Origin of the sequence: Flavobacterium enshiense (genome assembly GCF_040750275.1) — a bacterium.
Lineage (GTDB): Bacteria > Bacteroidota > Bacteroidia > Flavobacteriales > Flavobacteriaceae > Flavobacterium > Flavobacterium enshiense_B.
Genome location: NZ_JBDOCV010000017.1, coordinates 34,967 through 57,978, shown reverse-complemented (window position 1 = coordinate 57,978; position 23,012 = coordinate 34,967). Strand labels below are relative to the sequence as shown.

Here is a 23,012-nt window from a genome sequence, read left to right as displayed (position 1 = left end):
TTATTTTCCCTGATAATCCTCTAAAGGTTTCGTTCTTTTTTGAAACTTTTTCCCTTGAAGATTCATATTTACATTCTTTAATTTTCCGTTTTCAAGCATTTTCCACATGCCTACTTTCTTCCCATTCTTAAACACTCCTTCGCTGGCAAGTTTTCCGTCGGCAGTTTTAAAGGTTGCTTTTCCTTCATACTGGTCGTTTTTATAAGTAGCTTCTTCCAACACTATTCCATTTTCGGCATACTTTTTATAAAGGCCTTCTTTTTTACCATTGGCGTAATTGGTCTCTTCGGCAATTTTATCAGAATTGTAAAAAACCTTTCTTATGCCTTGAAGTTTGCCTTTTACGTATTTTTCTTCCGTCATGATTTTTGGAGAATCCAAATGATAATATTTCCATGCACCATCATAAGTATCTTTTCCGATCACTCTTCCTTCACTCACTTTAAATCCATTCTGATTGTAGAAAGTGGTATAATGTGAACCGTCGTTTGCTGAAAAATCACGGGTGGCAATGACTACCAATTTTGCAGTATTGTCAAAATATTTGAAAACCCCGACTTCTTTTCCGTGATCGAAAGCTCCTTCGTAGCGCGGTCGCTTGGTGTCTTCATAAATACCTTTCCAAAGGCCGTGACGTTTACCGTTTTCGTCAAATTTATTAAAATCCTGCCCATAACATACTGAAAGCCAAAATGTTAATAAAAATATAAATTTCGTGTTTTGTTTAATGTTTTTCATTTTTTGTTAAACATTTTTAATTATTAATTTCTAACTTAGCAGTATAAAAACTCACAACTATGAAAAATATTTCAAAAGTAATCAAATTAAGCTTGTTTGCAATAGTTGCGAGCATTAGCTTTAGTTGTTCGGATGATGATGATAACACCACTGCTCCGACTGACAATAATTCTATTTCCGATATCGCTTCAGGAAATGCAAACCTTTCGTTATTAGTTGATGCCCTAACCCGTACTGACTTAGCACAAACATTAGACCAAACTGGTTCTTACACCGTTTTTGCACCAACTAACAATGCTTTTACCACCTTTTTAGCTGCCAATGGCTTTGCCTCGTTAGATGATGTCCCTGAAGCTCTACTAAAAGAAATCCTCCTTAACCATGTTGTTTCGGGTTCCTTCACATCGTCTTCCTTAACTACCGGTTATGTAAAAACATTAGGAAAAGGATCAGCTTCAAACACTAATACTTTAAGTATGTTTATCGATACCAGCAGCGGCGTAAAATTAAATGGTGTCTCAAATGTTACCACATCAAATATCACAGCTTCTAATGGCGTCATTCATATTGTTGACAATGTTATTGGTTTGCCTACAATAGTTACCCATGCATTAGCCAATCCAAACTTTTCAACTTTAGTTGCCGCATTAACAAGAGACGACCAACCCGATTTTGCTGGTATACTATCCGGAAGTGAAAGCTCGCCTTTTACAGCATTTGCCCCTACCAATGATGCGTTTACAAGTCTGCTAACAGAACTTGGAGCCTCCAGCTTGAATGACATCCCGCAAAGCACCCTTGAAAATACGCTTAAATACCATGTTGTTACAGGTGCAAATGTACTGGCAGCAAGCCTAACAAATAACCAGATGGTCACAACATTTCAAGGACAATCGTTCACCATCACAACAACAAGTGGTGCAAAAATTACCGATGCCAATGGACGAATCAGTACTATCATCCTTACCGATGTTCAGGCCTCCAATGGTGTAATTCACGCCATTGATAAGGTTATTCTACCTTCATTCAACTAAATATTTCAAAAAACAAATTAATCTGTAAAGCGTCTGTTATTCAGACGCTTTTTTAATGTCCTAGTTCCAATGCCCTGTCGTTAGCCGCTGAAATCGCTTTTTGTATAACATTTTCCGTTGCATTGGCTTTAAAAACTTCCAATGCTTTTTCAGTTGTTCCACCTTTTGAAGCTACTTTCGTGATCCACTCCTGATTGGACAAAGAGTTGCCATTTTGCAAGTTTATTGCACCAATAAACGTCTGATTTACCAACAACTCCGCTTCCGATTGCGAAAAACCCAATTGTTGCGCGGCTTCAATCATCGCATTCATAAAGTAAAAAACGTATGCAGGCCCACTCCCCGAAACTGCCGTAGCTGCATCAATCAGTTTCTCCTCTTCCACATAAACGGATTTACCGGTGGTATTGATTAAATTCTGAACGATGAACAATTCTTTTCGATCGATAAATGGTGACGCTGAAAAAACCGTCATTCCCATACCAATCTGAGTGGCAATATTCGGCATGGAACGCACAATTTTGGAACATTCCAGTTGCTTTTCAATGGTTTCAATTTTAACACCTGCCATTACAGATAACAGTACCTGTTTATCAGAAACATACTCTTTTAAAGAACCTGCCACAGAAGCAAAATCCTGTGGTTTCACAGACAAAATCACAATATCAACTTCAGAAATTCTGTTATTTACTTCTGTAAAAAAATTGCTTCCGGGAATACCAAAGGTTTCCTTTTCAGCCGGAATACTTCTGCTGAACACTAAAATATCATCCGACTTAATAAACCTTGAATGGATAAAACTACCTGCGTAAGTCTTTCCCATATTTCCGTAACCGACAATTGCAATTTTCATACTGTTTCCCAACAAAAAACCCTGCTTCAATTTTTTCAATCAAATGCAGGGTTCTTCTATTTTTTTAAGAATTATTTTTTCTGATTCACTTTTTTCTGCGCTTCAGCTTGTTCCATCATTTCCTGCATTTTTTTCTGAAACTTGCTTTGCGGTTTTTCCTTAGTTTTATTCTCCTGAATCTGAGCGTGAATTTTCTTCTCGTCGATGATATAATTTTTAATTACCAACATGATACCAATGGTAATCGTGTTCGAAACAAAGTAATACAAACTCAATCCTGATGCATAATTGTTAAAGAAAAACAACATCATAATCGGAGATACATAAATCATGATTTTCATGATTTTACCCATGTCTGGCATACCTTCCTGTGGCGGAGTGCTCATTGCCTGATCTCCGGTTGTCATTTTCATATAGAAGAAAATCGCAATGGAAGCCAAAATCGGGAACAAACTCACGTGATCTCCGTAAAACGGAATTGTGAACGGTAATTTGAAAATCGAATCGTAGGATGATAAGTCATCTGCCCACAAGAAACTCTTCTGACGCAAATCAAACATCGATGGGAAAAATTGGAACAGAGCGTAAAAAATCGGGATTTGTGCCAGAGCCGGTAAACATCCTGCCATCGGGTTCACCCCTGCTTTTCCGTATAACTTCATGGTCTCCTGTTGCTTCTTCATCGGATCTTTGGCAAACTTTTCGTTGATTTCCGCAATTTCCGGACGCAACACTTTCATTTTTGCCTGAGACAAATAGGACTTATATGTTACCGGTGACATCACCAAACGCACTAACATTGTAAAAATAATGATAGCAATTCCGTGAGGGATAAAACCGCTTAAGAAGCCATACGCCGGAATAAACACATAACGGTTAATCCATCCAAAAATCCCCCAGCCTAAAGGCATTACTTCGTCAAGGTTCTTATTGTAGTCGTTTAAAATCTTATAATCTGCCGGTCCGTAGTACCAGTTCATGTTATAGCTCAACTCACCTCCTTTAAATTCCAATGGTAATTTAGCTGCGAAATTTTTAGTAAAAACGGTATCAACCGCTTCATCCTGTACCAAATTTTCAGATTTTAACTGCGCTTTTTTAATTGGTGTATCGGTCAACAAAATAGAAGTAAAGAAATCCTGTTTGAAAGCCACATAGGTTAAGTCTTCAACTTCTTTTTCATCTAATTTACTCGTCTGACTTAAATAGTTGTCTTTTCCGCCTTCGTACTCATAAACCAATTCAGTATAACGGTTTTCATACGTTACACTTTTCTCGTTACGGTACGATTTCAGGTTCCAGTCTAAACTAACTGGCTTTGAAGTATCCAAAACACTGGTTAAACCTTGTGTACGGATAGAAAAATCCATCATGTACTCATTTGGTTTCAACACGTAACGGTACTCTAAATATTGATTTTCACCCGCTTTAAGACGCATGCTTAAAACCTGATTTTGACCTTCTTTAGTAAGTGTTGGCTCAAAATACAAATCTTTCGTATTTAAAACACGATTGTCTTTGGTTTGAATCTGAAGGTTAAAATTGGCATTACTATTTTTGATAAGTTCAATCGGTTTTTGTGAACCTTTATGAAGACTTTCAAAATTGTTTACAACCGCTTCTGAAATATAACCACCTTTGTTGGCGATTTTTAAGGTTAGTAAACCATTTTTAATTTCGGTAACATTATCTTTTGCAGAAGGCAAAGACGCTGAATAAGCAAAAGAACCTAAAACACCTTCCAATGCTTTAGCTTTTGTAGAATCTGAAGCCGTTGCAACAGCTGTTTGAATTTCCTGTTGTTTCGCCTGTTCTACTTTTTCAGTTTTAGCCTTTTTCTCGTCTTCTGCGATGGATTTCTTCTCGTCGGAAATGTTGTTGTACATCATCCAAAGCATTAATCCGGTGATTAATACAAATCCCAAAATGGTTTTACTGTCAATTTTTTTTTCTTCCATTGTTATTTTGCTTTAAGCATTAGGCTCTCAGCAGTAAGCTATTATTACAAGTTGCTCCTTTTTAGCAACAAACCTTATTTTTAACCGCAGCCGCTACGAAATTAACGAACAAAGGATGCGGATTTGCTACCGTACTCTTATATTCCGGATGGTACTGCACTCCGATAAAAAACGGATGGTTTTCCAATTCCACAACTTCCACCAAACCAGTGTCAGGATTAACTCCAGTTGCTTTCAAACCAGCATTTTCCAACGCTTCCAAATACGCACCATTAAACTCATAACGGTGACGGTGACGCTCTAAAATATCAGATTTACCATAAATGGAGTACGCCAACGTATTTTCTTTCAAATGACATTTCCACGCTCCTAAACGCATGGTTCCGCCTTTATCGGTAATGTTTTTCTGCTCTTCCATGATACTGATTACCGGGTGAGCCGTACTTTCGTTCATTTCTGTAGAATTCGCATCGGCAAATCCTAAAACATTTCTTGAATATTCGATTACCGCCATTTGCATTCCCAAACAGATTCCGAAGAACGGAATATTGTTTTCTCTTGCATAACGAACGGTTTCGATTTTCCCTTCGATTCCGCGACCGCCAAATCCTGGAGCAACTAATATGCCATCCAGTCCTTTCAACTGATTCTCTGCCGTTTTGGCATCCAAATATTCAGAATGAATACTGATTACGTTCACTTTTGTCTCATTGGCAGCACCTGCATGAATAAAAGCTTCCAAAATTGATTTATAGGAATCCTGCAATTCTACATATTTCCCTACTAATCCAATGTTTACTTCATGTTTCGGATTTTTAAGTTTGTGCAGGAACTCATTCCAGTTGCTTAAATCCGGTGTATTTTTTTCCGGTAAATCCAGTTTTTTCAACGCCACTCTATCCAAGCCTTCTTCCAACATTAAGTTTGGAACATCATAGATTGTAGAAGCATCAATAGACTGAATAACCGCCTCTTTCTTCACATTACAGAATAATGCTAATTTTTGACGTAAATCTTGTGACAATTCATGCTCGGTTCTGCAAACCAAAATATCAGCTTTGATTCCGCTTTCCATTAAGGTTTTCACGGAATGCTGGGTTGGTTTCGTTTTCAACTCTCCCGCAGCAGCCAAATAAGGCACTAAGGTTAAGTGAATTACAATTCCATTATCATCTCCCAATTCCCACAACAACTGACGAACGGACTCAATATACGGTAACGACTCGATATCACCCACAGTTCCACCGATTTCGGTAATCACAATATCATACTCACCCGATTTACCAAGTAACTGCATGCGCTCCTTGATCTCGTTGGTGATATGTGGCACAACCTGAACAGTCTTCCCTAAAAATTCTCCGCGACGTTCTTTTTCAATAACCGAAAGATATACTCTACCTGTGGTTACGTTATTGGCCTGCGATGTTGGCACATTCAAGAATCGTTCATAATGCCCTAAATCCAAATCGGTTTCCGCTCCGTCATCGGTTACGTAACATTCTCCGTGCTCGTATGGATTAAGCGTTCCCGGATCTACGTTGATGTACGGATCGAATTTTTGGATTGTTGTTCGGTACCCCCTTGCCTGCAATAATTTTGCTAAAGAAGCTGCGATAATTCCTTTTCCTAAAGAAGAGGTCACACCTCCGGTAACAAAAATATACTTCGTCTGATTCATTGTGTTGTGTTTATTGTGTGTTGTTGTTTAAAAAAACGAGGCAAAAGTACGATTATAAATTGAAACTTAGAAATCCTAAATTGACAATTATTCGTTAAAGAATTAAGGCTTCGGGAAGTTCCGTCTTATGTTTCGTACGAGTTCTTCCAGACCGTTAAGTTTTAGTTCATAAACCAATTGCAACTGTTCTCCTAATTGTCCTTTAGGAAAACCTTTTCCATGATACCAAACAATGTAATGTTCAGGCAAGTCGATAAGAAAATACCCCTCGTATTTTCCGAAGGGCATTTTGGTATGGGCGAGTTTTATTAAAAGTTCTTGTTGCGATTTCAAACTACTTCCAATTAAACGTGATTTCTTTTTTAATATCCGGATGTAAACTAAAAAACACCGGGCAAGTTAACGCTGTTTTTTCCAAAATTGTTTTGGTTTTATCATCGGCAACCAAATTCATATCAAAGTTGACAAGGATTTCAACAATTCTTCGCGGATCAGTCCCCATGATTTTGGTTACTTCTGCTGTAGAACCGGTAAAATCAACCTCTAAATCTCTGGCTTTGATCCCCATAACAGTTAACATACAAGTCGCCAAAGCATTTGCAACAGAATCTGTTGGCGAAAATGCTTCTCCTTTACCATGATTATCTGTTGGTGCATCAGTGATAATAGTGTTACCGGATTGCAAATGTACCGACGATGTTCGCAAATCGCCTAAATAAGTAACTTTTGAAGTCGCCATTATTTTGCTTCTTTTAAGGTTAAATCTTCGTCGTAATATAACAAGTAAACACCTTTATTATAGTAACCTCCATCGATGTTGGCATAATTAAATTTACTTTCAATCTGCTCGGATGCTTTCTCGTTCACAGACTCTTTGTAACCGCCGTCCTGGAATAATCGTAAGATGACATCAAAAGTCACATCAAATCCACGGGTTGCAAAACGATTTGGAAAAATATTGTTTTTCTTTTTGAATACTTTGGCAAAAATCTCCGCTTCAGGAGCTTCGTTGTCTCTGGATACCGATGGATACAATAATTTCAAACGCGTCAATTTACTCAACGGAATTTCTTCAAAATCAAGGGTTTCATTCTTATCTAACGTTACCAATTGTACTTGATATTCTGAAGACGCAGTCACTAAAATATTGCACGTACTCAACACCATTCCGGTTTTTTCAGATTCCAGAATAACGTAGTTGAGTTTCGATTTATCCATCAGACTTTTTACATTTTCAAGTGTCGGAACCCCTTTATCACTGATTTCGGCAATTTTCACGGATGGATAATTCTCCGCAATATACTGTTTTGAACTTCCTTTTTTAGGATCAATGATAGCAATAATATTTCCGTCTTTAGCCACCATAAAATCAAACATTTTTCGCTTAACATCTAAAGAATTAGGCATAGCCTGAAACAAATTAGAATATGGCTTACCTCTTTCATTTGACAAAGGTGAGATTACCGGAGTATTATATTTTTCCAACAAAGCAGCTGCCGTTTCTACATGATTCTGAAAGAAGGGCCCTATTACGGCATCAGTTTTTGAAAAATCGTTTTTGGAAATCAAAGAGGCTATCGCTGAAGAATTTTTCGATTCTTCCGAGTCTAAAATCTTAACAGTTAAAGGCAATCCCATTGTTTTAGCCGAATCAATTGCAATTAATGCACCAGCATAAAAATCCAGTGTCATGTTTAAAAATTTGTCTTTTTTCAGACGTTCCTGGACTGTACTCGTAGAATCGGATTCGATTTTATCTATATGAAATGGCAACATCAACACCAATTCTTTCCCTTCCTGTTTGTTCAACGATTTTACAATATCAACCTGCTCCTTGTTCGGATTGATCTGATTGAATTTTGAAGTCGACGGCATTTTAATGGTCATTCCGATTTTTACACCGTTAGCCAATTCCGGATTGGCCGTCAACAATTGCTCCTGTGTTAAACCTGAAGATTTGGTTAAACTGTACAGCGTTTCTTTAGGCTGCACCTGATAATCCATAAACTGCACTTGTTGTTTTACAGAAGTTACTGCTGCAACAGGAGTTTTTACAGCAACCGGAGTATTTTTATTCAGACGAAGATTTTGCCCAATTTCTAAGTTTTCTTTGATTTCCGGATTTAAAACTTCGAGTTCATCAACCGTTAAACCGTATTTTTTGGCAATTCCGAACTTGGTTTCTTTCGCTTCTACCAAATGATATTTCGCTGTAGCTGCCCCATTATTTTTTACAGGTGCTATTGTCGGTTTATCTATTTTTTTGGATGTAAAAACAATAACTGTATTTCCAATTTTCAATCCTTCTTTTTCAATATCCGGATTGTTCTTTTTGATGGATTCTTCTGTTACATCATATTTTTTGGAAATACTGTACACCGTTTCTTTTGCTTCCACCACATGATACACTTTTACTTCTTTACCAGTTGGTTTCGGCGTTTCTTTCACTGTTGCAGTAACACTGTTTTTAGCAGGCTGTCCCACATTGCTCGGAATTAAAATAACCGCATTTTCATTGACGCCGTTTTTGGCTTCAGGATTTAAACGATAAATATCTTCCGGAGAAACGCTGTATTTTTTGGCAATAGAATACGCGGTTTCCCCTTTGGTTACTTTGTGTTCTTTATAGTTCTTAGTCTGCGAAAACGCAGTAGCCGAGACTAATAAAGCTGTAGATAATCCAATAAAAAAATGCTTCATATGGTATTTTTTAAGCGAACAAGTCGTTACAAATTTAATTATTGCAACGACTTATTCATTATTTTCTTGTAAAAATTTATTCCCACTCAATAGTCGCAGGCGGTTTTGAGCTGATGTCATACACCACTCGATTCACACCTTTAACTTTATTGATAATTTCATTTGAGATCTTCATCAGGAAATCGTAAGGCAAATGTACCCAATCCGCTGTCATTCCGTCTGTTGATTCCACGGCACGAAGCGCTACCACTTTTTCATAAGTGCGTTCATCGCCCATTACTCCTACGCTGTTTACCGGCAAAAGAATTGCTCCCGCCTGCCAAACTTTATCATACAATCCATGCTCTTTCAATCCGTTGATAAAAATAGCATCCACGTCCTGAAGAATTCTCACTTTTTCCGGCGTGATGTCTCCTAAAATACGAATCGACAAACCTGGCCCCGGGAATGGGTGACGACCCAATAACTCATCATCAATTCCTAATGTTTTCCCTACTCTTCTCACTTCATCTTTAAACAACATACGAAGAGGTTCTACAATTTTCAGTTTCATGAAATCCGGCAAACCACCAACATTGTGATGCGATTTAATAGTTGCAGAAGGTCCTTTTACCGAAACCGATTCAATTACATCCGGATAAATAGTCCCTTGCGCCAAGAATTTCACATCTTCCAACAAGTGTGCTTCATCATCAAAAACTTCAATGAACACGCGGCCGATAATCTTTCTTTTCGTTTCCGGATCATCAACTCCTGCTAATTCAGACAAAAAACGTGCCGAAGCATCTACACCTTTTACATTAAGCCCCATGTGCTTGTATTGGTTCAAAACGCTTTCGAATTCGTTTTTACGAAGTAAACCGTTGTTTACGAAAATACAATATAAATTTTTACCGATAGCTTTATTTAATAAAACTGCCGCTACTGTTGAATCTACACCTCCGGAAAGTCCTAAAACCACTTTATCATCCTGGATTTTCTCTTTCATTTCAGCAACGATTTCGTCTACGAAAGATTTTGGCGTGAAGTTTTGAGGTACTTCTGCAATTTTTACCAAGAAATTTTCCAACATCTGCTTTCCGTCTTCCGAATGGTATACTTCTGGGTGGTACTGAATTGCATACGTAGTTTCTCCTTCGATACGATACGCTGCATTTTCCACATCTTTAGTTGAAGCCAAACGAACACCTCCCGTAGGCAATTGCTTGATGGTATCACTGTGACTCATCCAAACCTGACTGTTGATGTTTACATCATCAAAGAATAATTCGTCTTCTTTAATAAAAGACAAATTCGCTCTACCATATTCACGGATGTTAGATGGTGCTACTTCTCCTCCACTGAAATGGGCCAAATACTGCGCACCGTAACAAACAGCCAACAAAGGCATTTTACCACGAATTTGCGATAAATCAGGATGTGGAGCGTCTTCACCACGAACTGAAAACGGGCTTCCGGAAAGAATAACCGCTTTATAGCTCGACAAATCAGTTGGGATATTATTGTATGGAAAAATTTCGCAGAATATGTTTAATTCGCGAACGCGGCGTGCAATCAGCTGGGTGTATTGCGAACCGAAATCTAAAATAAGTACGTTGTGTTGCATGTGCAAAAATAGTCATTTCCTTGAAATTGAAAATACCCTCCAATAAATTTTCTTCCACTTTCATACAAACCGGCATTCCTGACAACCTTTAGCTATACTATTTATCTCGAAGAAAAATTAAAAAAATGAAAGATTTAAGTAATGGGAATTATATCGAAAAAACGTATTTTCGCAACATGATGACATCCAATGAAATTGATGCGCTGAAACAACTTTTAGCGACACCGAAAAAAATAACAATCGTTCCGCACCGAAACCCTGACGGCGACGCTATGGGCTCAACATTAGGGCTTTACCATTTCCTAAAGCAGCAACAACATGATGTTGTGGTAATTTCCCCAAATGAATTTCCAGATTTCCTAGCCTGGTTACCCGATTCCGACAAAGTGATGATTTTTGAAAAAGACATCCAAAACTGTACCGAAAGAATCAACCAGTCTGAGATTATTTTTACCTTAGATTTCAATGCTTTACATCGCGTAGGAGAACAAATGCAAAAAGCTTTGGAAGCGGTTTCAACCACTTTTGTAATGATTGACCATCATCAGTTACCGGATTCGTATGCTAAATTTACGTATTCGGATACTAAAATGGGATCGACTTGTGAAATGGTGTATCACTTCATTCATCAGCTTGACGGTGGAAATTTAATCGACAAAACCATCGCCACTTGTATTTATACCGGAATAGTTACTGATTCGGGTTCGTTCCGTTTTCCGTTGACCACCAGTACAACGCATCGTGTTGTTGCTGATTTGTTAGACAAAGGGGTTGACAATCCGAAAATTCATAATTTCCTTTTTGATACAAGTTCCTACAACCGTTTGCAATTATTAGGACGAGCATTGCAAAACATGAAACTGCTTCCGGAATACAAAACGTCGTACATCACTTTAACGCAAGAGGAGCTGGACAGCTTCGGGCATGTAAAAGGTGATACGGAGGGCATTGTAAATTACGGTTTATCCTTAAAAGGTTTTGATTTCACGGCTATTTTCATCGAAAACAAAGAAGAAGGCATTATTAAAATTTCATTTCGTTCCCAAGGTGCTTTTGATGTCAATCAGTTTGCCAGAAACCATTTTTACGGTGGCGGACACATTAATGCAGCCGGTGGAAAATCTTTTGGAACCCTGGAGGAAACCATTAATCAATTTATCGCTATTTTAGCCAAAGAAAAGAACAACTAATTATGAAATAAGCATTTACCACAGATAGCAAACAGCTGTAAAAATGCAATTCCATAATGACCGTTAAAAACAATAAAATTGACCTATGAAAAACATACATATATACGGCGTGATGCTTTCAGGACTTTTACTGGCCTGCTGCACACAACAGGAAGCCCGAAAACCGGTTTCACATACTTCAGGTACTTTTATTAAAGAATCGATTCAAAGAAACAAAAAGTTAATCAACGACGAGGAAACTTTAATCGCAAATATCATCAAAAAAGACACCGCAAAAAGCTACATTGCTTCTCCAAGAGGTTATTGGTATCGCTATGATGTTAAAAGCGAGACAGAAACCACGACGCCTGTTAAAGGAGATATTGCTTATTTCGAATATTCCGTTACCAATTTAGAAGGCGAAGTTATTTACACGACTGAAGAATTACAACCTCAAACCTACGCTGTAGACAAACAAAACATTATGATGGGGCTTCGTGACGGTATTAAACTGATGAAGAAAGGTGAAAAAATCACCTTTTTGTTTCCATCTCACATGGCGTACGGATATCATGGTGACGACGACAAAATCGGGACCAACCAACCCATCATCTGTACTGTGACGCTTAAAGACTTTAAAAAAGACAACACTGTTAAACCAACTCCAAAACCAACCGAATAATTTAATGCCCAACTTATGAAAAAACTATTTTCAGTTTTTGTTTTAATTACCACTTTTATTTTTACTTCCTGCGAAAAGGAACATGACAAACTACCCGACGGAATTTATGCCGACATTGAAACCGTAAAAGGTAACATTATGGTATCGCTGGAATTCCAGAAAACACCAGTTACCGTTGCCAACTTCATTTCACTTGCTGAAGGAAAAAACCCATTTGTAAGCCCTAAATACAAAGGAAAACATTTTTATGACGGCTTAACCTTTCACAGGGTTGAAAACCATTTCATGATACAGGGTGGCGATCCCGAAGGTAACGGAAACGGAAATCCGGGTTATAAATTTAAAGACGAATTCAATCCAACGCTTAAACACGACAGTGAAGGCGTACTTTCCATGGCTAATGCCGGTCCTAACACTAACGGAAGTCAGTTTTTCATCACCCATAATGCAACACCGCATTTAGACGGAATGCATACTGTTTTCGGAAAAGTAGTGGAAGGAATGGATGTGGTCAATACCATTGAATCCAGTGATGAAATTATCGCTATAGCCATTATCCGAAAAGGAAAAGATGCCAATAAGTTTGATGCTCCGAAAATTTTTAAAGATTATTACGGCAAAGAAGCGGTTGAACTAAAAAAGACAGCAGACAAATACGCTAAAATACAGGCTGAGAAAACAGCTGAATTTGAAACGTACCGAAAAAAAGCCATCAAAACCGAATCTGGCCTGAAATTTGCCTACATCCAAAAGTCGGGTAATCCAAAACCTAATGCAGGTACTCCGGTTAAATTCAGTTATGCCGGGTATTTCACAAACGGTTTATTGTTCGACACCAATTATGCCGATGTAGCAAAAGCGTATGGAACATACGACGTTAACAGGGATCGACAAGGTGGTTATGCTCCATTCCCTTTTGCGTATGGAAGCAAACAAGGGCTTATTCCCGGATTTATTGAAGGTATAGAAAAAATGGCTGTGGGAGACAAAGTACTACTGTTCATTCCTTCCTATCTTGCATACGGAGAAAGAGGTGCACAAGGCGTTATTCCGCCAAACACCGACTTAATTTTTGAAATGGAATTATCACCAGCTAAATAATTATATGGGAAAAACCCTGAAAATCCCTGCATAATGCAAAAAGAGTAAGGCTATTGACAACTATAAAAAATGAAAAACAAAATTCTACTTTTATTGGTTTTAGGTTTTATGAGCGGTTATGCCCAGAAAGCTAAAAAGCCGGCGACCAAGAAAAAAGCGGTAGCCACCAAAACCGTAGCAAACCTAAACAATGAAGGAATTTTTGCCGACATTGAAACCAATAAAGGAACCATTACCGTAAAACTGGAATACCAAAAAACACCGGTAACCGTTGCCAATTTCGTATCACTTGCAGAAGGCACCAATACCGCTGTTAGTGATATTTACAAAGGAAAACCTTATTACGACGGAATAAAATTCCACCGTGTAATTAAAGATTTCATGATTCAGGGTGGTGATCCGCTTGGAACAGGTTCGGGTGATCCGGGCTATAAATTTAAAGATGAAATCGTTCCGGAATTAAACCATTCAAAAGGTGGAATTTTATCCATGGCTAATGCCGGACCGGGTACTAACGGAAGTCAGTTTTTCATCACGCATAAAGAAACACCTTGGCTGAATGGAAGACATACTGTTTTCGGCGAAGTTACCAAAGGGATGGATGTGGTTAATAAAATTGAGCAAGACGATAACATCGTAAAAATGAGCATTATCCGCAAAGGAAAAGAGGCTAAGAAATTTGACGCCGCTAAAGTTTTCGAATCCTATTACGCTAACAAAGCTGAAGATGATAAAAAACAAGCTGCCTTAGAAGAAGAGAAAAAGAAAAAACAGGCGGAAGAGCAAGCTTCAAAAGACAAAGAATATGACACCAAATACGGTCAGGTAATGCAAACCAAAAAAGCCGAATTTGAAACACTTAAAACTACCGCAACCAAAACTGCCAGCGGATTACAATATGTAATCACTAAAAAAGGTACAGGAGTAAAGCCTCCGACTGGTGCTCAGGTACAAATTGGTTATGCGGGTTATTTCGAAAACGGAAAATTATTCGATGCCAGTTTTGAAGAAGTGGCTAAAATGTACGGTAAACACGATCCGATGCGCGCACAGCAAGGCGGTTACAACGGATTTCCTTTCACTTACGGAAACAAAACCGGTTTGATTGCTGGTTTTCTTGAAGGAATCGAAAACATGAACTTAGGTGACAAAGCCACTATCTTTATTCCGGCGGCTCTTGGCTACGGTCAAAAAGGCGCAGGTACTGTGATTCCACCGAATTCAAATTTAATTTTCGAAATTGAAATGACCGATCCGGCAAAAAAATAAGGATTGCTATAAACTAAAAAAGGCACATTTTCATGTGCCTTTTTTTATGCTTTAAACCTCCATTCAAATTCGTCGTTAACGATAATTGCCCCGACTTCTACTTTAGCAATTTCACCGAATTCCGAAATCAGCATTAACCAATTATCTTCGTTGAAAGTACTTTCTATTCCGTCTTCTTCAGCAATTTCCCAGTCTTTGAATTGTTTTTCCGGCAACTCGCTTTCTATTTCTTTAGCGGCTCTTCCTATCACCTCTTTTCCAAAAAGTACTGCTTTAGGGTGTGAAATCACAATGTACCCTAAACGAAAATCTTCATCTTCGTAAAAAGTCAATCGCAACTTATGCTGATTGTAAAGACAAATTACGTTTTTATCTTCGTCTTTAAATTGCTTGTCTGCTTTACCCAGAAGAGCCTCTACATTTGACTGTTTCATTCCGAAAAGCAAATCACCTATTCCGTTTTTGGGTTTAATCTCCATATTTTTTTAATATTTTTTTCTTATTTTTACTACATTCTTAATTCGTCTTATATGAAAATAATTTCCGACGGACGTGACCTTAACAAAGAAAAACGTCAAAAATCATTTTACGCTGAAAAACAAAAATTGATAGCTGCTTATAATCTGGAAAAACACAACTTGCTGTCAACACCGATACTTTCTTTTAAAATCCTGAAGTTATGGTTGCAACACCGCGGTTTCGACAACTTATACCTGCAAACTCAAAACTAAAAAATCCCTCTGTTGAGGGATTTAATTTTTAATATTCAAAAACTCCGTATCCCGAAGTAATAGTCAACTTTTTATTTTCGGAAGCTTCTACCCTACCAATTATCTGTGCGTCCACTCCGAACGATTTTGAAATTTCAATAATATCTTCCGCAATATCCGAAGGAATGTACAATTCCATACGATGCCCACAATTAAACACCTGATACATTTCTTTCCAATCCGTTTTGGATTGCTCCTGAATCAATTTGAATAAAGGTGGAACCGGAAACATATTATCTTTAATCACATGCACATCATCAACAAAATGCAGCACTTTTGTTTGTGCTCCACCACTACAGTGTACCATTCCGTGAATTAAACCTGCTGTATACTTATTTAATATGGCTTTAATAATTGGCGCATACGTTCTCGTTGGGGAAAGCACTAATTTACCGGCATCGATTGATGAGCCCTCCACTTTATCCGTAAGTTTTACGTTTCCGGAATACACCAAATCATTGGGTACGGAAGCATCATAACTTTCCGGATATTTTTCAGCAAGATATTTAGCAAAAACATCATGACGGGCAGAAGTCAAACCATTACTTCCCATACCCCCGTTGTAGCCGCTTTCATAATTGGCTTGACCGTAAGACGCCAAACCTATAATTACATCACCAGCCTGAATATTAGCATTATCCACAACATCTTCCCTTTTCATACGGGCAGTTACCGTTGAATCTACAATAATAGTACGAACCAAATCCCCAACATCTGCAGTTTCGCCACCGGTTGAATTGATGGTCACACCATACGTTTTCAATTCTGCAATAAGTTCTTCTGTCCCATTAATGATAGCTGAAATCACTTCACCCGGAATCAGGTTTTTATTTCTTCCGATGGTTGACGAAAGCATGATATTATCCGTCGCACCCACACAAAGCAAATCATCAATATTCATGATTAAGGCATCCTGAGCAATTCCTTTCCAAACCGACATATCACCGGTTTCTTTCCAGTACATATAGGCTAAAGAAGATTTTGTACCGGCCCCATCAGCATGCATGATTAAACAATAATCATCATCGTTGGTTAAATAATCGGGAACAATTTTACAGAAAGCTTTCGGGAACAATCCCTTATCGATGTTTTTAATGGCATTGTGCACATCTTCTTTAGAAGCCGAAACTCCGCGAAGATTATAACGTTGGCTGTTATCAGAACTCATGTGGTACGTTTGTGTTGTTGTGTGGCAAAGATAGTGAGAAAAATAGAGAATAGAAAATAGCGGAAGAAACAAGAAGCAAGATACTTTCTCTTTAAACTCTTGACTCTTTCCGACTACTTACTCAAAATCATAATCTCCACACGACGATTGGCCGCGGCTTGTTCTGGAGTCGCTTCCGGAATTGGATATTTAGGATGAGAAACGCCAAACCCTTTTACTTTTATTCGGTTGCTTGGAATGCTGTTGGACTGTAATACTCTTCTAACCTGTTTGGCTCTTTCGAGAGATAAATTACTTCGGTCGGTATGCACACAACAAATATGCCCTTGAATTTCGATGCGCATTTTCGGATAACGGTCTAAAACCATCAGTAATTCATCAATGGCTCTTCTGGAAGTGGGCACTATGGCAAAAGTGTTCTGATAAAACAGTACATCTTTCAATACAATTCTGGTTCCGGGTTTCGACAATTCGATTTTTTCCATCAACGTTGCATTTTCAGGGAAGTGCATGTCTTCTTCTTCAATCGGAATAATTGCATCGTCATTGACAATCCCTGCTATTTCGGGTTTTATCCCTAATATCTCATTTTCCCTTGCTAAATCTTTCGGCAAAATATAATGAATGACAACTTTTCGGTTTTCGGCTTTAATTTTGGATTGATTAAAAGTCTCCCCAAAGCTTCTGGTTTTGAAATCTTCACGGATTTTTACCTTGTTTTTTAAAATGATGCCGTGTATAAAATTCACCCGTCTTTGCGATAGGGAATCATTGTATGAATTGGTTCCCACTTCATCGGCAAAACCATTAATAGCCACTACTTTTGATTCTTTATTGGAAGTAATCCAAGCGTTTAACAAATCGGATTGCTTCTTGGTTAATTCGTGTTTGTTACTGTCAAAATAAACAGTAAACTTTTCCTGTGCCGAAGTTGCAAAAGGAAGAACAAACAAAAGAAATAACACGAATCGTTTCATGGTGGAAAGTTTTAAACGAATAAACGAAATTTATATGAATTAAAACGTGTTTTACTTATTTTCTAGTATAAGAATTTCGACTCTTCGGTTTTCATCGCGTTCGAATTCGTTTTTTTCAGGAATCGGGTATAACGGCTGAGAACTCCCGAAACCTTTATACGCCAGACGATTTGTGTCGATACCGTTTTCTATAAGATAATTGTAAACGGTTTTACAACGTAAGGTTGAAATGTCTTCCACATCGAACTTCACTTGGCAGCAAATATGTCCCTGAATTTCAATTTTCAGTTTCGGGTTGTCACGCATGATAGCAAGTAATTCCGCTAAAACAGGTTCTGATTTCGGAACAACAATCCCGGAGCGATTGTAAAAATTAAGACCGCGCAACCTCAATTTGTCACCCACTTTCAACTGCTGGATTTTTTCGGAAAGCTTAGCCTCTTTTCGCTGAAAATAAATGTCTACTTTACGGTTTTCCCATTGAATTTCAGATTGCTCGAAACGCTTCCCAAAACCTTTGGTTTCCAGCTTTCCTGACAATTTCATTTTAGATTCTTTCAATGCTTTTAATACGGAGTTCACTCTACGAATCGCAAGCTTATCATTATAGTTATGGCTTCCGACACTATCGCAAAAACCATGAACTTTCAAAATTTCAACTTCTTTATGCTGCACCATCCAATCACTCAATTTAACAACAGATTCCGAATTCAATTCCTGAATGTCAAAATCGAAATAAACTGTCATTTTCTCCTGTGCATATCCTTTAAAAACAAAAACACACAGTAGTATTCCGAAAAAATAGTTTTTCATCATTATTTTTTTTAACATAACGACAATAACCGAAAATTAGTACAAAAAGAAAAGCACTCTCTTATAAAAAAATAAGAAAATGCTTTTCCAACTAAAAAACAAGTTAATGGATCCTTTTTTAAAAAGTGAGGCAGACAGTATCTGCCTCACTTCCCTCTATGGGTTTGTTTGTTTCTGAGTACAGGTAAAACCAACAAATTACCGAATTTTTAACACAATCCCTGTGTTGAATCTATCCCGCGTAAGGCAGAAATAGACATTGCGGTTTCAACCTGTTCGTTTAACGATTTAAAAAAATCGTGTCCCTTTTGTGATTGACCCATAGAGCTATCAACAATAAAAACTTTCTCTACTAAATAAGGGGAGTTATGCAACAATTTTTGAAGTAAAACTGTTTCTGAAATAAGAATCTTGTGGCTGATTCATGAGTCAAATTTAGAGCAAAAAAATGATCCAGTAAAATATTTAAACTTCTATTTTTCAGTATTTTACAACTATTCTGCAAAGTGTAAAAAAAAGCAGTCAAAGTGCATAAAAAAACCTCCCGAAGGAGGTTCTCAAAATATAAACAAACAGATTATTTTGTAAATAACAATTCTCTGTATTTTGTTAATGTCCAGATTTCGTCGTCTACCAAAAGCTCTAATTTATCGCAGTGGCTTCTGATGATATCAAAATATGGCTTCACTTTATCGCAATAAGCATCCGCCATTTTCTCTGTGCTGGCAAGATTGTTTGCTTTCTTACGCTCTTCGGTCATCGCTTCCACATTAGAATTGATTCCTTCGATATGTTCTGAAATTTCTTTGATTAGTCCAATTTGCTCTTTCGCAATTTTCTCGAAATCTTTTCCGAAAATCTCTTTCAATCCTTTTACGTTTTCAATTAACGTATTCTGATATTTAATCGCTGTAGGAATTACGTGATTACGAGCAATATCACCTAAAACACGTCCTTCAATTTGGATTTTTTTAGTGTACTCTTCCAATTCGATTTCGTAACGCGACTCTACTTCAACATGGTTCATTACGTTCATTTCTCCGAAAAGAGCAATCGCTTCTTTAGAAACTTTTGCTTTTAATGCTTTTGGAGTTGTCTTATGGTTGCTCAATCCGCGTTTTTTGGCTTCTTTTTCCCAAGCGTCGCTGTATCCGTCACCTTCGAATAAGATGGCTTTGGTTTGCTTGATGTATTCTCTTAAAACATTGAAGATCGCATCGTCTTTCTTCATGTCTTTTTTCTCGATTAAGGCATCCACCTCAACTTTAAAATCTTTCAATTGTTTTGCCACAATCGTATTTAAAGTAGTCATTGAAACCGCACAGTTTGCAGAAGAACCTACCGCTCTGAACTCGAATTTATTTCCGGTGAACGCAAATGGCGAGGTTCTGTTTCTATCCGTGTTATCCAATAAAACGTCCGGTAATTTTCCAACTACGTTTAGTTTTAAATCGGTTTTCTCTTCCGGAGATAATTTTCCGTTGGAAACACCTTCTAATTCCAATAGTACTTTTGTTAATTGTTGTCCGATGAAAACGGAGATAATTGCCGGCGGTGCTTCGTTTGCTCCTAATCGGTGATCATTACTTGCCGAAGCAATTGACGCTCTTAATAATTCTTCATAATCGTGCACCGCTTTAATAGTATTGATGAAGAAAGTCAAGAATTGTAAGTTGCTCATTGGTGTTTTACCAGGACTTAACAAGTTGATCCCTGTATCCGTTGCCAATGACCAGTTGTTATGCTTTCCGGATCCGTTTACACCTTTGAATGGTTTTTCGTGGAATAACACTTTGAAATCATGACGTTCAGCCACTTTTTGCATCACATCCATCAACAAAGAGTTATGGTCAATCGCTAAATTGGTTTCCTCAAAAATAGGAGCCAACTCAAACTGATTCGGTGCTACTTCGTTATGACGTGTTTTTACCGGGATTCCCAATAACATACATTCGTTTTCCAAATCTCTCATGTATTGTAACACACGCGTTGGAATCGAACCGAAATAATGGTCATCCAATTGTTGTCCTTTTGAAGACGTATGCCCTAACAAAGTTCTTCCTGTCGCTAAAATATCCGGACGTGAATAGGCTAGAGCACTGTCTACCAAGAAATATTCCTGCTCCCAACCTAAAGTAGGTGTGATTTTTTTAACGTTTTTATCAAAATATTTAGCCACATCCGTTGCAGCAGTATCAATGGCATGTAACGCTCTTAATAGAGGAGTTTTGTTGTCCAACGCTTCACCTGTGTAAGAGATGAAAACCGTTGGAATACATAAAGTAGTCCCGAAAATAAATGCAGGAGATGTTGGATCCCAAGCGGTATAACCACGAGCCTCGAATGTATTACGAATTCCTCCGTTCGGGAAAGAAGAAGCATCCGGTTCTTGTTGTACCAATTGACTTCCACCGAATTTTTCAACCGGGTCGCTACCATCCATTGATGTTTCGAAGAAAGCATCGTGTTTTTCGGCAGTTGTTCCGGTTAACGGCTGGAACCAGTGTGTATAATGCGTAACTCCTTTTGATAATGCCCACTCTTTCATTCCCATGGCGATGTACTCAGCCAGTTTACGATCGATTTTTGTACCGAACTCAATAGCGCTCTTTACCGCTTTGTAGGCTTCTGGAGTTAAGAATTGTCGCATTGCTTTGTCACCAAAAACATTGCTACCGAAAATCGCTGATTTTCTATCCAATTCTTCTACTACTACTGGTTTTCTGTCTGTGGCTTTTTCCAAAGCCTTAAAACGAAATGTTGACATAAAGTTGTGTTTTTAGAATTATACCTCTAATTTTATGCTGCAAAAATATAAAATTTTACAATACAAAATAAAAACACCCCTAAAAATTTAGGGGTGTCATATAAAAAATAGATGTTTAACTATCTAACCCGTATACCATTCAAATAAATCATATTACCTGAAGATGCTGAAAGCTCCAAATTATTTAATTCATCACTAATTAAAGTTCCTTTAACTCGATGGCTCATATCTGAAATAAGACGTCCGTCAACGATACTTCCGTGATCCATTACAAAACCTGTCGAACCTCTCATCGTTGCAACAGACACCCACATCATATCAGTTCTTGACAAAATCAGATCAACATTCCCTATCGTTCTTATGGCTCCAACAGGCTCATTTGGATCATTCGTTTTAAAATTATTCTGACCTGTATTCTCATCATATTGATCAGAATCATCACCTGAGGCAGTTTCTTTTACAAAATACTTTCCTCTGAATACCTCCAACAACGCAGTTGATTTTTCTTTAAAAACAGCACAAGACACAATTGATCGGTTTGGGAGAGAAAAATCCAAGACTCTCGGATTAGTTCCGTCAGGATTTACAATAAAATTAACAGAAAATTTATACCCATCCAAAACCCCTCTCAAAGTTGACTTGAATTCCCCATTAACACCTGAACTTGAAAATTCAATCAAATCAATCTGCTGGTTCGCCAAATAAATTTTACCTTTTACCTTGTCAAAATTATTTCTCACGTTAATTTCCAACGTCCCTTCCGAAAACACACCTTTGTAAATACCATTGCTAAGGTTATCATAAAAAGCAAGTGCCTCCGACTCCTTAATACACGAATTGCATACATAATACGTTTTTGCAACCGTTGTACCCGGCGGAATATCATCATCCGAGTTATCGCAGCTAAAAACAAACATCGCAGTAACCAATACTGCCGCGAGACTTAAGAGTCTCACACTTCTAAGTGTAACTGAATTTTTCATAATATTTATAATTGATGATTTCTAAATATTATGGGGCAGACAAGCATCTACTGTGGCATTTCAGTGAAGTGGTTGCTGGAATAAAATTACTAAATAATTAAGCGCAGGTGTTTTAAATATTTCTTAAATTAAATCCATAAAAAAAACCTCATTAAGAGGTTTTTTTATTGTCTGCACAATCGTTATATCTCAGGAACTATAAATGAAATAAGCTTCCCATTTTCTTTTGCACCTATATATCCCAATCCTCTCTGATAATAAAATTCAAAAATATTGTTCTTATATTTTGCTTCAATAACCATTAAATCTTTATATTCACAATAAGGCGTCTTGAGTTTTTGTTTATCCGACTTCAATTTATATTCAAATTCACCTGAAATTGACACCCAAGCACTCTCTTTCCTTATTTTATTTCCAAACCGAACTGTTTCTTCCTGACAACATTCTTCATACTGAAAAACTACATCATCTTCTTCACGAAGGAACAGATAATCCTTCTGTCCCTCTTTCCATTCCTGTTCAAATTCAAAATACGTTTTATCATTAAAAATTTTAGTTCCGATAAGTCGCTCATAGTAGTACGTTTCATACCAAACTATCTTTTTAGATTTTATATCCAGCGGAAAATAATTCCCTCTTTTTAGCCCTTCACAAAAACCTTGACCCTCTTGTTGTGAGAAAGACAACATCGGGCAACTCAAAGTCAAGAGAAAAAACACACCTCTAAAAAACATTGGCTGCAACAT

At 37.6% G+C, this 23,012-nt stretch carries 21 protein-coding genes; 6 read left to right on the top strand and 15 right to left on the bottom strand.

The window, feature by feature from the left end; all coding sequences use genetic code 11:
* Complete coding sequence (locus tag ABGT15_RS13455) at window positions 1-738, bottom strand: toxin-antitoxin system YwqK family antitoxin (RefSeq protein WP_367231974.1); 738 nt, start codon at window positions 736-738, stop codon at window positions 1-3.
* Window positions 739-797: 59 nt separating this feature from the next.
* On the opposite strand from ABGT15_RS13455, the gene ABGT15_RS13450 reads away from it, so the two are divergent.
* Complete coding sequence (locus tag ABGT15_RS13450) at window positions 798-1,772, top strand: fasciclin domain-containing protein (RefSeq protein WP_367231973.1); 975 nt, start codon at window positions 798-800, stop codon at window positions 1,770-1,772.
* Between the two features lie 52 nt (window positions 1,773-1,824).
* On the opposite strand, the gene proC is transcribed toward ABGT15_RS13450, so the two are convergent.
* From proC to guaA, 7 genes are all read right to left on the bottom strand, one after another.
* Window positions 1,825-2,625 (bottom strand): pyrroline-5-carboxylate reductase, encoded by an 801-nt coding sequence (proC, locus tag ABGT15_RS13445; protein WP_367231972.1) that lies wholly within the window; start codon window positions 2,623-2,625, stop codon window positions 1,825-1,827.
* A gap of 71 nt (window positions 2,626-2,696) precedes the next feature.
* A complete protein-coding gene (gene yidC, locus ABGT15_RS13440) occupies window positions 2,697-4,583 on the bottom strand; it encodes a membrane protein insertase YidC (RefSeq protein WP_367231971.1) in 1,887 nt (628 codons plus the stop codon).
* A 61-nt stretch (window positions 4,584-4,644) separates the two neighbouring features.
* Window positions 4,645-6,261, bottom strand: coding sequence for a CTP synthase (locus ABGT15_RS13435; RefSeq protein WP_367231970.1), 1,617 nt, complete (start codon window positions 6,259-6,261; stop codon window positions 4,645-4,647).
* A gap of 102 nt (window positions 6,262-6,363) precedes the next feature.
* The gene (locus ABGT15_RS13430) at window positions 6,364-6,594 is read right to left on the bottom strand and encodes a DUF3820 family protein (protein ID WP_367231969.1); all 231 of its coding nucleotides are present in this window, start codon (window positions 6,592-6,594) and stop codon (window positions 6,364-6,366) included.
* Window position 6,595: 1 nt separating this feature from the next.
* Window positions 6,596-7,000 carry an OsmC family protein gene (locus ABGT15_RS13425; protein ID WP_367231968.1) on the bottom strand — a complete coding sequence of 135 codons (405 nt, stop codon included), beginning with the start codon at window positions 6,998-7,000 and terminating at the stop codon, window positions 6,596-6,598.
* The gene (locus ABGT15_RS13420) at window positions 7,000-8,961 is read right to left on the bottom strand and encodes an amino acid ABC transporter substrate-binding protein (protein WP_367231967.1); all 1,962 of its coding nucleotides are present in this window, start codon (window positions 8,959-8,961) and stop codon (window positions 7,000-7,002) included. Before ABGT15_RS13420 ends, ABGT15_RS13425 begins: the two co-directional genes overlap by 1 nt.
* A gap of 76 nt (window positions 8,962-9,037) precedes the next feature.
* Complete coding sequence (gene guaA, locus ABGT15_RS13415) at window positions 9,038-10,567, bottom strand: glutamine-hydrolyzing GMP synthase (RefSeq protein WP_367231966.1); 1,530 nt, start codon at window positions 10,565-10,567, stop codon at window positions 9,038-9,040.
* 176 nt (window positions 10,568-10,743) lie between these two features.
* Between guaA and ABGT15_RS13410 the strand changes: the two genes are divergently transcribed.
* The 4 genes from ABGT15_RS13410 to ABGT15_RS13395 all read left to right on the top strand — a co-directional run bounded on the left by ABGT15_RS13410 (window position 10,744) and on the right by ABGT15_RS13395 (window position 14,788).
* Window positions 10,744-11,757, top strand: coding sequence for a DHH family phosphoesterase (locus ABGT15_RS13410; protein WP_437125371.1), 1,014 nt, complete (start codon window positions 10,744-10,746; stop codon window positions 11,755-11,757).
* An 85-nt stretch (window positions 11,758-11,842) separates the two neighbouring features.
* Window positions 11,843-12,418: a gliding motility-associated peptidyl-prolyl isomerase GldI gene (gene gldI, locus ABGT15_RS13405; protein ID WP_367231965.1), complete on the top strand. Its 576-nt coding sequence runs from the start codon at window positions 11,843-11,845 to the stop codon at window positions 12,416-12,418.
* Window positions 12,419-12,433: 15 nt separating this feature from the next.
* On the top strand, window positions 12,434-13,519 hold the full coding sequence (locus ABGT15_RS13400; RefSeq protein ID WP_367231964.1) for a peptidylprolyl isomerase: 1,086 nt from the start codon (window positions 12,434-12,436) through the stop codon (window positions 13,517-13,519).
* Window positions 13,520-13,588: 69 nt separating this feature from the next.
* Window positions 13,589-14,788 carry a peptidylprolyl isomerase gene (locus ABGT15_RS13395; protein WP_367231963.1) on the top strand — a complete coding sequence of 400 codons (1,200 nt, stop codon included), beginning with the start codon at window positions 13,589-13,591 and terminating at the stop codon, window positions 14,786-14,788.
* A gap of 44 nt (window positions 14,789-14,832) precedes the next feature.
* On the opposite strand, the gene ABGT15_RS13390 is transcribed toward ABGT15_RS13395, so the two are convergent.
* Window positions 14,833-15,267 carry a hypothetical protein gene (locus ABGT15_RS13390; RefSeq protein ID WP_367231962.1) on the bottom strand — a complete coding sequence of 145 codons (435 nt, stop codon included), beginning with the start codon at window positions 15,265-15,267 and terminating at the stop codon, window positions 14,833-14,835.
* A 51-nt stretch (window positions 15,268-15,318) separates the two neighbouring features.
* Between ABGT15_RS13390 and ABGT15_RS13385 the strand changes: the two genes are divergently transcribed.
* Window positions 15,319-15,519: a hypothetical protein gene (locus ABGT15_RS13385; protein ID WP_367231961.1), complete on the top strand. Its 201-nt coding sequence runs from the start codon at window positions 15,319-15,321 to the stop codon at window positions 15,517-15,519.
* Between the two features lie 28 nt (window positions 15,520-15,547).
* Here the strand turns inward: ABGT15_RS13385 and ABGT15_RS13380 are convergent, their stop codons facing one another.
* From ABGT15_RS13380 to ABGT15_RS13355, 6 genes are all read right to left on the bottom strand, one after another.
* Window positions 15,548-16,726: an AIR synthase related protein gene (locus tag ABGT15_RS13380; protein WP_367231960.1), complete on the bottom strand. Its 1,179-nt coding sequence runs from the start codon at window positions 16,724-16,726 to the stop codon at window positions 15,548-15,550.
* 113 nt (window positions 16,727-16,839) lie between these two features.
* On the bottom strand, window positions 16,840-17,703 hold the full coding sequence (locus ABGT15_RS13375) for an OmpA family protein (protein ID WP_367231959.1): 864 nt from the start codon (window positions 17,701-17,703) through the stop codon (window positions 16,840-16,842).
* A 51-nt stretch (window positions 17,704-17,754) separates the two neighbouring features.
* Entirely contained in the window at window positions 17,755-18,519 is a 765-nt protein-coding gene (locus ABGT15_RS13370) for an OmpA family protein (protein WP_367231958.1), read from the bottom strand.
* 574 nt (window positions 18,520-19,093) lie between these two features.
* Window positions 19,094-21,283 (bottom strand): glutamine synthetase III family protein, encoded by a 2,190-nt coding sequence (locus ABGT15_RS13365; protein ID WP_367231957.1) that lies wholly within the window; start codon window positions 21,281-21,283, stop codon window positions 19,094-19,096.
* 119 nt (window positions 21,284-21,402) lie between these two features.
* Window positions 21,403-22,266, bottom strand: coding sequence for a hypothetical protein (locus tag ABGT15_RS13360; RefSeq protein ID WP_367231956.1), 864 nt, complete (start codon window positions 22,264-22,266; stop codon window positions 21,403-21,405).
* Between the two features lie 182 nt (window positions 22,267-22,448).
* On the bottom strand, window positions 22,449-23,012 hold the full coding sequence (locus ABGT15_RS13355; RefSeq protein ID WP_367231955.1) for a hypothetical protein: 564 nt from the start codon (window positions 23,010-23,012) through the stop codon (window positions 22,449-22,451).

Coding starts and splice junctions, on each gene's coding strand:
- ABGT15_RS13455 (WP_367231974.1), bottom strand. CDS start 738: ATGAAAAACATTAAACAAAACACGAAATTTATATTTTTATTAACATTT.
- ABGT15_RS13450 (WP_367231973.1), top strand. CDS start 798: ATGAAAAATATTTCAAAAGTAATCAAATTAAGCTTGTTTGCAATAGTT.
- proC (WP_367231972.1), bottom strand. CDS start 2,625: ATGAAAATTGCAATTGTCGGTTACGGAAATATGGGAAAGACTTACGCA.
- yidC (WP_367231971.1), bottom strand. CDS start 4,583: ATGGAAGAAAAAAAAATTGACAGTAAAACCATTTTGGGATTTGTATTA.
- ABGT15_RS13435 (WP_367231970.1), bottom strand. CDS start 6,261: ATGAATCAGACGAAGTATATTTTTGTTACCGGAGGTGTGACCTCTTCT.
- ABGT15_RS13425 (WP_367231968.1), bottom strand. CDS start 7,000: ATGGCGACTTCAAAAGTTACTTATTTAGGCGATTTGCGAACATCGTCG.
- ABGT15_RS13420 (WP_367231967.1), bottom strand. CDS start 8,961: ATGAAGCATTTTTTTATTGGATTATCTACAGCTTTATTAGTCTCGGCT.
- guaA (WP_367231966.1), bottom strand. CDS start 10,567: ATGCAACACAACGTACTTATTTTAGATTTCGGTTCGCAATACACCCAG.
- ABGT15_RS13410 (WP_437125371.1), top strand. CDS start 10,744: ATGATGACATCCAATGAAATTGATGCGCTGAAACAACTTTTAGCGACA.
- gldI (WP_367231965.1), top strand. CDS start 11,843: ATGAAAAACATACATATATACGGCGTGATGCTTTCAGGACTTTTACTG.
- ABGT15_RS13400 (WP_367231964.1), top strand. CDS start 12,434: ATGAAAAAACTATTTTCAGTTTTTGTTTTAATTACCACTTTTATTTTT.
- ABGT15_RS13395 (WP_367231963.1), top strand. CDS start 13,589: ATGAAAAACAAAATTCTACTTTTATTGGTTTTAGGTTTTATGAGCGGT.
- ABGT15_RS13390 (WP_367231962.1), bottom strand. CDS start 15,267: ATGGAGATTAAACCCAAAAACGGAATAGGTGATTTGCTTTTCGGAATG.
- ABGT15_RS13385 (WP_367231961.1), top strand. CDS start 15,319: ATGAAAATAATTTCCGACGGACGTGACCTTAACAAAGAAAAACGTCAA.
- ABGT15_RS13380 (WP_367231960.1), bottom strand. CDS start 16,726: ATGAGTTCTGATAACAGCCAACGTTATAATCTTCGCGGAGTTTCGGCT.
- ABGT15_RS13375 (WP_367231959.1), bottom strand. CDS start 17,703: ATGAAACGATTCGTGTTATTTCTTTTGTTTGTTCTTCCTTTTGCAACT.
- ABGT15_RS13370 (WP_367231958.1), bottom strand. CDS start 18,519: ATGATGAAAAACTATTTTTTCGGAATACTACTGTGTGTTTTTGTTTTT.
- ABGT15_RS13365 (WP_367231957.1), bottom strand. CDS start 21,283: ATGTCAACATTTCGTTTTAAGGCTTTGGAAAAAGCCACAGACAGAAAA.
- ABGT15_RS13360 (WP_367231956.1), bottom strand. CDS start 22,266: ATGAAAAATTCAGTTACACTTAGAAGTGTGAGACTCTTAAGTCTCGCG.
- ABGT15_RS13355 (WP_367231955.1), bottom strand. CDS start 23,012: ATGTTGCAGCCAATGTTTTTTAGAGGTGTGTTTTTTCTCTTGACTTTG.